11 protein-coding genes are annotated in these 11920 nt (G+C 63.4%); 1 reads left to right on the top strand and 10 read right to left on the bottom strand.

From position 1 onward, the window contains the following. Positions 1-10 precede the first annotated feature (10 nt). The 8 genes from RVY79_RS13200 to RVY79_RS13165 all read right to left on the bottom strand — a co-directional run bounded on the left by RVY79_RS13200 (position 11) and on the right by RVY79_RS13165 (position 7093). The gene (locus tag RVY79_RS13200; RefSeq protein ID WP_317464728.1) at positions 11-1279 is read right to left on the bottom strand and encodes a hypothetical protein; all 1269 of its coding nucleotides are present in this window, start codon (positions 1277-1279) and stop codon (positions 11-13) included. A gap of 3 nt (positions 1280-1282) precedes the next feature. Beyond that, positions 1283-2026 (bottom strand): TonB family protein, encoded by a 744-nt coding sequence (locus RVY79_RS13195; RefSeq protein WP_317464727.1) that lies wholly within the window; start codon positions 2024-2026, stop codon positions 1283-1285. A gap of 32 nt (positions 2027-2058) precedes the next feature. Continuing rightward, positions 2059-2469, bottom strand: coding sequence for a biopolymer transporter ExbD (locus RVY79_RS13190; RefSeq protein ID WP_317464725.1), 411 nt, complete (start codon positions 2467-2469; stop codon positions 2059-2061). Further along, positions 2462-2995 carry a MotA/TolQ/ExbB proton channel family protein gene (locus tag RVY79_RS13185; RefSeq protein ID WP_317464723.1) on the bottom strand — a complete coding sequence of 178 codons (534 nt, stop codon included), beginning with the start codon at positions 2993-2995 and terminating at the stop codon, positions 2462-2464. The genes RVY79_RS13190 and RVY79_RS13185 overlap by 8 nt, the downstream gene beginning before the upstream one ends. After that, positions 2979-4397: a MotA/TolQ/ExbB proton channel family protein gene (locus RVY79_RS13180; protein ID WP_317464721.1), complete on the bottom strand. Its 1419-nt coding sequence runs from the start codon at positions 4395-4397 to the stop codon at positions 2979-2981. Before RVY79_RS13180 ends, RVY79_RS13185 begins: the two co-directional genes overlap by 17 nt. Next, positions 4394-5170: a DUF3450 domain-containing protein gene (locus RVY79_RS13175; RefSeq protein ID WP_317464720.1), complete on the bottom strand. Its 777-nt coding sequence runs from the start codon at positions 5168-5170 to the stop codon at positions 4394-4396. The genes RVY79_RS13180 and RVY79_RS13175 overlap by 4 nt, the downstream gene beginning before the upstream one ends. A 247-nt stretch (positions 5171-5417) precedes the next feature. Further along, on the bottom strand, positions 5418-6344 hold the full coding sequence (locus RVY79_RS13170) for an electron transfer flavoprotein subunit alpha/FixB family protein (RefSeq protein WP_317464719.1): 927 nt from the start codon (positions 6342-6344) through the stop codon (positions 5418-5420). Further along, positions 6341-7093 carry an electron transfer flavoprotein subunit beta/FixA family protein gene (locus tag RVY79_RS13165; protein WP_317464717.1) on the bottom strand — a complete coding sequence of 251 codons (753 nt, stop codon included), beginning with the start codon at positions 7091-7093 and terminating at the stop codon, positions 6341-6343. The genes RVY79_RS13170 and RVY79_RS13165 overlap by 4 nt, the downstream gene beginning before the upstream one ends. A 380-nt stretch (positions 7094-7473) precedes the next feature. On the opposite strand from RVY79_RS13165, the gene RVY79_RS13160 reads away from it, so the two are divergent. Further along, a complete protein-coding gene (locus RVY79_RS13160; RefSeq protein WP_317464787.1) occupies positions 7474-9117 on the top strand; it encodes an electron transfer flavoprotein-ubiquinone oxidoreductase in 1644 nt (547 codons plus the stop codon). Between the two features lie 52 nt (positions 9118-9169). On the opposite strand, the gene RVY79_RS13155 is transcribed toward RVY79_RS13160, so the two are convergent. Together RVY79_RS13155 and RVY79_RS13150 are read right to left on the bottom strand one after the other, a co-directional pair. Continuing rightward, the gene (locus RVY79_RS13155) at positions 9170-11365 is read right to left on the bottom strand and encodes an ATP-dependent helicase (protein WP_317464715.1); all 2196 of its coding nucleotides are present in this window, start codon (positions 11363-11365) and stop codon (positions 9170-9172) included. Next, positions 11362-11916 carry a DUF1285 domain-containing protein gene (locus RVY79_RS13150; RefSeq protein ID WP_317464713.1) on the bottom strand — a complete coding sequence of 185 codons (555 nt, stop codon included), beginning with the start codon at positions 11914-11916 and terminating at the stop codon, positions 11362-11364. Before RVY79_RS13150 ends, RVY79_RS13155 begins: the two co-directional genes overlap by 4 nt. Between the last annotated feature and the right edge of the window lie 4 nt (positions 11917-11920).

Below are 11920 nucleotides of genomic sequence, written 5' to 3'. Positions count from 1 at the left end.
GTCACATGTGTCATTGCGTGCCGGAAGGCGCCTGAGGCGTCATCTCATCCGGTGATGAGTCGCCGTCGGGTGCTTTCTCGCCTAGCCGCTCGCCGAGCGATGCCAGCCAGGCCTCGGCCTGCGACGCGCCGGCATCGCGCGCCGCTTCGAATGCTTCACGCGCCGCCGTTTCATTAGACAACTCCAGTTGCGACACCCCTTCCAGCAGCCAGGTTCGCGCGGGATCGGCACCTTGTTCACGCGCCCGACGTAGCGCCTCTATCGCCGTCGACCACTCGCCCCAGCCATAGGCGAGTTCGCCGAGTTGTCGCCAGTCTTTGGCGGCCTGGGTGTCTTCGGCCAGGGTGCGCCATGCCGACAACGCTTTCTGGTGCGCGCGCGCCGCTGTCCAGGCCTCGGCGAGCAGACGCTGGTGCTCATTATCGCGCGGCAAGGTGTTGTTCTCGAACGCCTTCTTTAGATACTCGGCGGCGCGTGCCGGTGTCCCGCCGGCCAGATGCAGCCGAACAAGGCGCTCGAGAGCGTCCTCCCCTTGGAGCACGCCTCGCCGCCAACCGGCCTCCCACAATGCTGCCGCCAACCCGGGTTGCTGCATGCGCTGCGCCAGCGCCGCGGCACGTCGCCAGGACTGGGGGTCGTCGCTACCGCTTTCAAGTTGAGCGTCAAGCAACTCCAGCGCCGCGTCGTAACGCTCGGCATGCTGATAGACACTTGCCGCCAAGCGCCGCCTGTCTGCATCCATGCCCCCTGCGCGACGCGCCCGGTCCACCCACTCTGCGGCTTGCGACCAGTGGTGCATCGTCGCTTGAGCTTGCGCCATCAGCCATAAGCTGTCGCGGTCACCGCCATGACGCTCTATCCACTCACCCAGCAATTCGGCACCTTGCGCGGTCTGACCCGCACGCAGCCGCAAACGTGCCTCCTGGTCGAGCCAACGCTGGCGCGAATCGGCATCGACACCGTCAATACGCCGCGCTTGATAAAACAAATCCGCAGCGGCAGCGTCCTGTCCTCGCTGCGCTTCTCCGGTGGCGGCCAACTGCAGGAACAACGCCCGCGCCCAGCGGTTCGCGGCATTACCATTCCGCAACCGGCGAGCCGCTGCCTTCGCGCGGTCGATTTCGCTTTGACTGGCCCCATCTTGCATACGCTGCTGCAGCGACTCCAGCGCTTGCACCATATCCGGCGACAACGCAGGACCCGCCGCCAGCGCGTGACCGCCTGACCACCCCAGACATAAACTCAAAAAAACGCTATAGCTCCAATGAGACAACCGCATGTGCTACCTCTTGAGGCGAAATTCTAGACGCTGGCGCGCTTCCCGAGGCGCATTCCCACGGGGAAACTGCCAACCGGCGATCGCCCTGAGCGCCGCGCGCTCGAACACATGGCGCGGTTCTGCCTCAGTGACACGTATGGAATCGGCATTCACCTGGCCGTTGGGCATGATCGTGAACCTCACCTCCACGAACCCTTCGATGCCTCGCCGTTGCGCCCGCGACGGGTACTCCGGCGGCACGCGCTTGGTCGGCTGCGGCGACCCCACTGCGTCAGCGCTCTGCTGGCTTGTTTTACCGCTCGCCGCCGTATTGGCTTGCGTGGCAGCGTCGTCACTTTCACCTGACGATGCCGGCTCAGAGGATGAGGCCTCTGTTGCAGGCTCCGGTTCAGGACGCGGTTCCGGTTCCGGCTTGGGCTCCGGTGGTGGTTCCGGCGTGGGCTCGACCTCTTCGAGATCGGGAAGCGGTACCTCCGAGACCTCCGGCGAAGGGGGTGTTGGCGCTTCCGGTTCGGGTAACGTCAGCGAGCTGTCGGTGTGAGGCGCAGGCACCGGTGCAGGTGGCGGAGGCGGCGGCGTTTGCGCCGGTGGCGTCGGCGTCTGAGGCGCGGCCGCCTCCGGTGCAGATGCCTGCTGTACCGCAGGCGCCTGAACGCGTGATATCGACACTGGCTTCTGGATCGGCGTGCGGGCATCCTCAGGCGGCGCCACCAGCAGGGCCAGCAGATAAAAAAGCCCGAGTGCCATCAGAATGCCGCCTACGGCGCCTGCAATCACCCTCATCCGTCAGTGCCTCGATTCGCCGCCACAGCGACGTTGTCAACACCGGCCTCGCGAATGGCATCCATGACTTCGATGAGCTGCCCAGTGCTCGATTGGCGGTCGGCCTGAATCACGACCCCACCACCGTCGCTCACCAAACTGGCCACTTCATTGCCCACACGGTGCGAATCCACCGGCTGTCCATCGACCCACACGGCATTCTCGGCGGTAATCGCCACCATGACTTGTGCGTCGGGACGCGCAGTCGCGGCGGACGACTCGGGCCGCTCGATTTCCACGCCACTTTCCTTGATGAAGCTGGTGGTCACGATGAAGAAGATCAACATGATGAAGACCACGTCGAGCATCGGCGTGAGGTTGATTTCCTGGGCGTCGTCATTGACGTCCTGTAGTCGACGCCTACGCATTGGCATCCTCCACGGCACGCGCCATGCGGTCATGTAGCCGCTGATCCTCGCGCCGAATTACGTGTTCGAGTCGAGTGGTGAACAGTAGCCCCACCACGGCAACCGCCATGCCGGTCAAGGTCGGCAAGGTTGCCCGCGCCACACCATCAGCCATGGCCCGCGCCTGATTGGCATCGGTCAAGGACAGGCTGTCGAAAACCTGGATCATCCCGGTGACCGTGCCGAGCAGACCCAATAGCGGACACAGCCCCACCAGCAGCTTGAGCCATGGCAAGGGACGCCGCAGTTGGCTGATGAGTTCTGACGTCCAGACCTCGCGCAACGTCAACGCACTCCAACTGACATGGTCACGGCGCGCAACCCAGCGCGCTACCAGGGCCCGGCGGCGGCGGCGATGCACGAACTGCCAGTACAGGCCGCGTTCCAGCCCCATGGCGAAAAGCGCCATGGCGACCAGCGCAATCACCACCAGTACCGGGCCACCGGCCTCGACCAGCCAGACGATGGGCTCAGCGAGCGTGGGCATGGGCCTGTGTCCCTGTATCGCCGTGCGATGCCTCGAGATGCTCGGCCAGCACGGCGCTCGCCCGGCCCTCGAGCGTGCCGAGCAATTCGCGGCTGCGACTACTCAAGGCGGTATGCACGAAAAGAAGCGGCACAGCGACGATCAAGCCCAGCACGGTGGTGACCAATGCCTGGCTGATCCCGCCGGCCATGAGTTGCGGGTCGCCGGTACCGAACACGGTAATCGACTGGAAGGTGCTGATCATCCCGGTCACGGTCCCCAAAAGCCCCAGCAAGGGAGAGACGGCCGCCATGAGCTTGACCAAGGGTTGGCCGCGTTCGAGACGCGGCTTTTCGGCCAGCAGCGCTTCATCGAGGCGTGCCTCCAGCGCTTCCGGTGCATGATCGTGCCCCAAGGCCGCGAAGCGACCGAGCACCCGCCCAAGCGGATTATTGCTGCTCAAGGTCTCGGGAGTGCGGAGCTGACGACGCAGGCGCAAGGTGATGACCAACAGATACGCGTACTGCACCAGCGCGACCAGCAAGCCCGCGATACCCAGCACGACAATGACATAACCAACCGACCCGCCTTGCTGGAAACGCTCCCACAGCGAGGGCTGCTGCGCCAAGGCACTGAGCACATCGCCTTGTGTGGGGTCGAAGACCACATGTCTCCCGTTACCATGCTGAAAAGCTCGTAATGCCTCACGGGCGTCCTCGGGCGTATGCGAGACCATCCGCAGGCCGGCTTCGCCCGCTTGATTGCCCGTATCCCGCGTCAGGAGCCTGCCATCACTGAAGGCGAGGAAATCGCCCAGGCGTATCGCCTCACGCTGCTCGACGTTGCCAGACGCGTCGGCGATAGGCGCCTCGAAACGCACGCCACGCCCAGTCTCCGCCGTCAGCGCGGCATACGTTTGCCCCAAGTTCTGTAATGTCTGCGTGTCGATGACGGCGTTATCGTCGAGCCGTTCGGGTAGCGTTGTGGGTGTTCCCACGGTCAGCCAACCCTCTCCCAACGCATCGCGTAGCTCGCCAATATGACGTTGCGCCACATCGAAGACGCCACCGAGATCGCCCATTTCAGAACGACGACGCTGGTTGACGTCGGTGAGCGCTTTACGCTGGCGCTTTTGCGTTGCCTCCAACTCGTCGCGACGCTGACGGGCCTGCGCAAGTTTCGCTTCCGCCTGCTCCACGGCCTTGCGCAGCGCCTCACGATCATTCAAGAGCTTGCTCAATCGTTGCCTGTCACGTGCTTCGGCAGCTGCGCTGTCCGCACGTAGATTTTTCAACATTTGGCTCAGCGAGGAGGCCGAGTCGCCGTCCTGGGCCGACGCCATTGGCACGACACCCGGCAGCGCCATCATCAGTACCAGTGCCGGGACCAATACCCGGGACCGCAGAGACTTCCATATGCTCATGACGACTCCTCGTCCTTGGCTGAAGAATTCGCCTCGTTGGTCGATTGCGTCTCGACTGCTATAGAGACCGGCAGGTCGAGCAATGCCGGTGCACGCTGGTCGCGTGCAATACGCAGCCCCTTGCGTAGTTCATCGAGCGCGTCGCCCTCAAGGGGCTGCCACTCCTCGGCATCGGCACGCCAGACGCCGCCCTCACGGCCGTCGGGCGTCAAGTAATAAAACCCTATGCGACCCACCCGGAGATAGTCGACTTGACGCGCGTCATCGCCAACCAGCCTACCCTGCCAAGTATCCATCTCGCGCCCATAATCAAGCTCGGTGCGCCATGCAGAAAGGACACGATCAAGCTTGTCGGCCGCACTCATCTCACTGTCATCGAGCATCGCATTGAGGCTGTCGACACGCGCCAGACGCTCTTCACGTAGGAAGGGCAAGTCAGCCTCGATCAGGGTGCGCAACTGCGAGACCATGTCGCGCAATTGCCCCGGCAAGGCCTCGCGTGTCACCGACAGTTGCTCGATGGCAGCGCGACGCTTTTCGATCAAGGCCTGCTGCGCCTTGTTGCGGCGCGCCAGCTCGTCGTTGTAGCGCTCGAGCCGCGAGGCTTCGCGGCTGGCATCGCGCAAGCGCGTCAGCAATTCACGCGTTTCGTCGTCGGCGGCATCTATCTTTTTTTGCAACGCCGCCTGCGCTTGTTGCGCCTGCACACTGGCGTCGCGCAACGACGTCTGCTGCGCCCAGGCCATTGCGGAAACGCCCATCAATAACGCCATGCCGGCGCAAGCGGCGCGCCGGTATGTCCGTGTTCGGCTTCGCGTGTCGTTTGGCACCACGCTTTCTCCCGTTGCTTGATCGTGTCGGCGCTCAACCAGCGCCGACGAAAGGACGGCTAGCACGCTAATACAAACAAGAACAATTATCAATCATGAACCGCGATAAAGAAAAACCGGCCACCCAGGGCCGGTTCAGCAATGCAGTGCGCGCCAATAGTCTTTGGCAGGATGCACGCGTGCCTACGACTTACAATTTGGATTCGAGTTCGGGAAGGACTTCGAACAAATCGCCCACCAGGCCATAATCCGCGACCTGAAAGATCGGTGCTTCTTCGTCCTTGTTGATCGCCACGATGATCTTGGCGTCCTTCATGCCCGCCAGGTGCTGGATAGCACCACTGATGCCCACGGCGATATACAACTCCGGCGCGACGATCTTGCCGGTCTGGCCGACCTGCATATCGTTGGGCACGAAGCCGGCGTCCACGGCCGCGCGCGAAGCGCCAATCGCCGCGCCGAGCTTGTCCGCGATGCCGTCGAGCAGCTTGAAGTTCTCGCCGTTGCCCATGCCGCGTCCGCCGGAGACGACCACACGCGCACTGCCCAGTTCGGGGCGATCGCTGCTGGCCAGTTCCTCGCCGACGAACCGCGACAGGGTATTGTCGACTTCGGCCGTCACCGCTTCGATCGCGGCGCTGCCCGTCGTCTCGACGGCATCGAAGGCCGTGGTGCGCACGGTGAGCACCTTGAGGGCATCACTCGACTGCACGGTGGCAATCGCATTGCCCGCATAGATAGGACGCAGGAAGGTGTCGGGGCTTTCCACGCCGACCACTTCAGACAGTGCAGCCACATCCTTGAGCGCGGCAACACGCGGCATCACGTTCTTGCCGTGGGTGGAGGCAGCGGCCAGCACATGGCTGTAGTCGTCGGCAAGCCCGGCGATGAGTTCAGCCATCGGCTCGGCAAGCTGGTGGGCGTAAACACCGTCGTCAGCGACTCTTACCTTGCCCACACCGGCCAGCTTGGCGGCCGATTCGGCGACACCTGCGACGTTCTCGCCGGCCACCAGAATATCGATGTCTGCGCCGATGGCCTGAGCAGCGGCGACCACATGGGCGGTACTTTCCGCCAGTTGGCCGTTATGGTGTTCGGCGATTACCAGAATGCTCATGCGATCACCTTGGCTTCGTTCTTGAGTTTGTCGACGAGTTCATCCACGGAGGCCACCTTTGTGCCGCCCTGGCGTTCCGCCGGCGATTCTACCTTGAGCACGCTCAGGCTGGACGACACAGCGACACCCAAATCGCCGGGGCTCTTGACGTCGATGGGCTTCTTCTTGGCCTTCATGATATCGGGCAGCTTGGCGTAGCGTGGCTCGTTGAGGCGCAGGTCGGTGGTGATGACCGCCGGCAGCTTGAGCGCGACGGTCTGCAGGCCGCCGTCGATTTCACGGGTCACCTGGACGTCGTCGCCCTCGACCTGTACCTCGGAAGCGAACGTGCCCTGCCCCATGCCTGCCAGCGCGGCCAGCATCTGCCCGGTCTGGTTGTTGTCAGTGTCGATGGACTGCTTGCCGAGAATCGTCAGGCCCGGCTGTTCATCATCGACGACCCGCTTGAGGAGCTTCGCGGCGGTCAGCGACTCGACCTTGTCGTCGGTCTCGACGTGGATCGCGCGATCGGCACCCAACGCCAGGGCGGTACGCAGCTGCTCCTGCGCGGCCTTAGGGCCGATGGTAACGGCGACCACCTCGCTGGCCACGCCCTTTTCCTTGAGGCGTACCGCTTCTTCCACGGCGATCTCGCAGAATGGATTCATGGCCATCTTGACGTTGGTGAGGTCGACGTCGGAATGATCCGGCTTGACTCGGATCTTGACGTTATAATCGATGACGCGTTTGACCGCGACGAGTACTTTCATGGTGTCCTCGCTTGGTTAGAACCGGCAGGCATGCCCTTAGAATAAATTCATTCAAGCGTTTGATAGGGGGCGTGTCCCGAATAATGTCGCCCGTTAAACACTCGGCGACCCTATATAATATTGCGTGATCTCGTCCAACCTGGTCAAACCCTGAAGCGCCGTCATGGCAGTGCCGGACGACAAACTCCATGGAAAATGACATCATGCGGACCGGCCGCTCCGAGTGGAATCAAACGGCCGTTTAAAATACAATCCTTAGAATACAACCAAGAAAAACGCGACTTGTCCATGCACCATTGCTCGAAAGACTCTGTGCATGCTCGGGCGCGTCGACCGCCCAACGCGAAGATGGAGGAGATCAAGCCGTGGAACGCGAATACATGGATTTCGACGTCGTCATCGTCGGCGCCGGCCCATCCGGGCTCTCGGCGGCGTGCCGCCTGATGCAGCAGGCCCACGAGGCCCAGCGCGAACTCAGCGTGTGCGTGGTCGAAAAAGGCTCCGAAGTGGGCGCGCATATTCTATCCGGTGCCGTGCTCGAGACACGTGCCCTTCGCGAACTCTTTCCCGACTGGGAATCGCGCGGCGCGCCGTTGACCACCCCCGTGGTCAGCGACGATCTCTACCTGCTCAAGGACGCCGAGAGCGCCCAGAAACTACCCAATGCCCTGGTGCCCAAGAGCATGCACAACACCGGTGGCGCGCATGACAATTATGTCATCAGCGCCGGCAACCTGTGTCGCTGGCTGGCCGAGCAGGCCGAAGAACTGGGCGTGGAAATCTTTCCCGGCTTCGCCGCCCAGGAAAGCCTGCACGATGACGATGGCACGGTACGTGGCATCCTCGTCGGCGACATGGGCGTGGCTGCCGATGGCAGCGAAAAATCCGGCCATATGCCGGGCATGGAACTGCGCGCCAAATACACGTTGTTCGCCGAGGGCGCACGCGGGCATCTCGGCAAGCGCCTGATCGAGCGCTTCGACCTCGACGAGGGCCGCGATCCACAACACTATGCGCTGGGTTTCAAGGAGCTCTGGGACGTCCCCGCCGATCAGCACGTGCCCGGACGCGTCTTGCATGGCTCGGGCTGGCCGCTGCCCAATGACACGCATGGCGGCTGGTTTCTCTACCATGCCGAGAACCAGCAGGTCGTGGTGGGCCTGATCGTCGATCTTTCCTACGACAACCCTTACCTCTCACCTTTCGATGAATTTCAGCGCATGAAGCATCATCCGGTGCTCAAGCAACATCTCGAGGGTGGCTCCCGCGTTTCCTACGGGGCTCGCGCCATCACCAAGGGTGGCGCCAATAGCCTGCCCAAGATGACCTTCCCCGGTGGCTTGTTGATCGGCTGCGATGCCGGCACGCTCAACTTCGCCAAGATCAAGGGCATCCACATGGCGATGAAATCCGGCCTGGTGGCGGCCGAGAGCGTGTTCGAGGCCTTCGTGGGCGGCGACGAGGGCGGCCAGGAGCTGTCTTCCTTCACCACCAAGTGGCGCAACAGTTGGGCCTGGGCGGAGTTGACCGAAAGCCGCAGCTTCGGGCCGGCGATTCACAAGTACGGCACCGTCAAGGGTGGCGCCTACAACTTCCTGGACCAACTACTGGGCGGTAAGTTGCCCACCGTGCACGACACCACCGCCGACCATGCGCGCATGCGCCATGCCAACGAGGTGACGCCCATCGACTACCCCAAGCCGGATGGCAAGCTCTCGTTCGACAAGGCCTCGTCGGTCTTCCTCTCCAATACCAACCATGAAGAGGACCAACCCTGTCACCTGCGGCTCACCGATCCCGAGATTCCGGTACGCGTCAACTTGCCGGAATACGCCGAACCGGCCCAGCGCTACTGCCCCGCCGGTGTCTACGAGATCGTCGAGGACGATGACGGCACGCCCAAGTTCCAGATCAACTTCCAGAACTGCGTGCACTGCAAGACCTGCGACATCAAGGACCCGGCGCAGAACATCACCTGGGTGGCACCGGAAGGCGGTGGCGGGCCCAACTATCCCAACATGTAGTCATGCTGACACGGCGCCCTCGCTTGCGGGCGGGGGGCCATCTGACCTGACGTCAGCTCGGCACCGCCTGATCCGCCACATGCGCCAACGGGGCACGCGCGGCGATCAACCGCCGGCGTCCCGCCTGTGTGAAACGCACCTCGATGACCGGATTGGCGGGATCGCCCTCGAGCAGCACGACCTCGCCCTCGCCGAAGACGCCATGTCGCACCCACTGCCCCACCGCCCATGTCGCAGGGGCTGGGTCAGAGACCGTCTCTGACGCGCGAGTGACGGCTAGATTCAGGCCGCAACGTTCGAGATAACGCCCGACCACCTCCGGCGCACGCACCGCCAGTGACTCGGGCGGTGTCTCGCCGAGCGCGGCGGCGGCGCGATGGCAGTCGTCCCAGGCGGTTTCGTCGAGGAAGCGACTGGGACGATGATCGCCGCCATCGTGCAGGACCAGCAAACGCTCCCGCGCTCGCGTGATCGCTACGTAGTAAAGGCGACGCTCCTCCTCCAGACGCTCGGCGTCCAGAGGTGTCTCACGCGTGTAGTGCGGGAAGTCTTCCTCGTTGACGCCCCACAACGCGACCATCGGCCATTCGAGCCCCTTGGCGCCATGCACCGTGGTCACCAACACACCATCCTCCCGCGCCTCCACCGGCTGACTGAGCAGTTCGATGAAGCCTTCGGGATCGTTGGCCAGTTCACCGGCCTGCTCGATCAACACATCGAGCAGACGCACATCGTCCTCGGCCTTGGCCCGTCTCGAGGCGGCGCGCTTGAGGGCCTTGTCCGCCTCGGTGGCCTCGACGACATGTTCAAGCAGTTTGTTCGGCGGCCAATTCGCCATGCGTGGCAATTCACATAACAACTGCCAGCGACGCTTGAGGTTGCGACGTTGAAGGGGTTTCAACGCATTCAACAAAGGGTCGTGCCGCTCCGGCCATTGCTGAGTCTGGGCCAGCTGGTGCGCCAAGGCAGTCAGCGTCTCGCGAGGCACGAAGACCGTCGGCTGCGACAGCAGTAGATTGAGCTGTTCGGGGTCTTGCAGACGGCGCCCGTCACGCGCCAGGGCCAGATACCCCGCCAGCGCCTGCACCAGCGGCAGACGAAACACGAAGCGATCCTCACGCGCGAGCCGGAATGGAATGCCGGCACGTAACAGCTGCAACTGCACGGAGACGGACAACGCCCAACTGCGCACCAGCACGCAGGCCTCGCCCAGGGCTCGCCCGTCGCCACGCCACTGCTGAAGGGCATCGAGCAAGGCACTGCTGCCCACCGCGACGTCGGCGCGGGTCGCCGGCGTGCCAGGCGCGGCCAGGCATAGCTGGTCGGGACGCCGACGGTTGGCGCGGATGGCATGATTGGCCGCCAACGCCAGCACATGGCCGTGGCGAAAGGTATACGATAGCGGATAATCGTGGGCGGTCCCGAACAAGGTGGTAAAGCGTTCGAACATGGCATCGGGGCGCGCCCCGCGCCACTCGTAGATGCACTGATTGGCATCGCCCACCGCCATCACCTGGGCGGAAGCCCCCGCAAGAAGCGCCAATAAGCGCTGCTGCACCTCGTTGATGTCCTGATATTCGTCGACGATCACATGATCGAGAAAGCCCTGCACCCGGGAGCGTGCCTCGGGGGTCGTTTCCAGGCAGCGCAGCGGCCGATAGAGAAGATCGGCATAGGTCATCAAGGCGTGATCCTCGAGCAACCCCTCGAAGACCGCATACGCTTCGCAGAAGTGCTGGGTATTCTCACCGAAATCCAGGCGTTCGTGGAGCAGCTCCGGCGCGCACATCTCGGCCTTGACCAGCTCGCAGAACTGCGCCAGCGCCTCGAGACGATCCGACTCCAGCGCGGCGTGGCGCTGACTGTCGTCGGCGTGCTCCAGGCTCATTTGCACTGCCTGCCGCAGCAGCCGCTCGCGCTGCCAATCGGCGGCGATCAACTGGCGCGATGACAGATACCCCCAGCGCGTCAGGGTCTGGGTCAGGCGATGGCCGATGGAATGAAAAGTTCGCACGTCGGGAAGACGCTGCCCCGCCGCCACGTGCGCCAGCTTGTGGGTGAAGTCCTCGCGGGCGGCGCGATTGAACATCAACACCAACATGCGTTGCGGTGGCACGCGGTTGGCCAGTAGGTGCAAGACGCGCTGCACGAGCGTGGTGGTCTTGCCGGCGCCGGCGACTGCCGATACACGCGCATGCCCTTCGACATGCGCGATCACGGCACGCTGTTCGGGCGTCACCTCGCTCACGGCGCCTCCTCCGGCAACCGCCCGAGGACTTGCCAGACGCCGTCGCTATATATCCCCAGCTCGCTACCGTCGAGCGTCTCATGCATCTCAGCGATATCGATCAGGCGATAATAGACGTTACGGTTGAACCGTGCCGACAGCCCGAAGCGGATGGCGACCTCAGGAACCGCCTCGCCGCCCGGCATGGCGCTGACCACGAGGCGGCGTTGCGCGCCAAGAGTGACGCTATCACCGAGGTTGGTGATCAGCGTCCATACCCCGTCGCGACACTCGGCATCGACGATCAGGAACGCTCTGTCCTCGACCTGAATACGCAGCTTTTCCACCGGCGTCACCAGGTAATAATCGCCATCTTCTTCCCGACGTAAAAGGCGCGACAGCAAGCGTACCAAGCGTGCGCGCCCGATAGGCGTGCCCTCATGCCACCAGCGGCCATCGGCGGCTATGGTCAACGCCATGTCACCGCAGAAAGGCGGATTCCAGGTGTCGACCGGCGGCAATGCTGCCGCCGGTGATGTATCGACATGCGCCGTCAATGACACTAGTGGCATGCTC

Origin of the sequence: Chromohalobacter sp. HP20-39 (assembly GCF_033052815.1) — a bacterium.
Classification (GTDB): Bacteria; Pseudomonadota; Gammaproteobacteria; order Pseudomonadales; family Halomonadaceae; genus Chromohalobacter.
The sequence above is the reverse complement of the archived record's forward strand: the minus strand, read 5'-3'. Positions and strand labels throughout refer to the sequence as shown.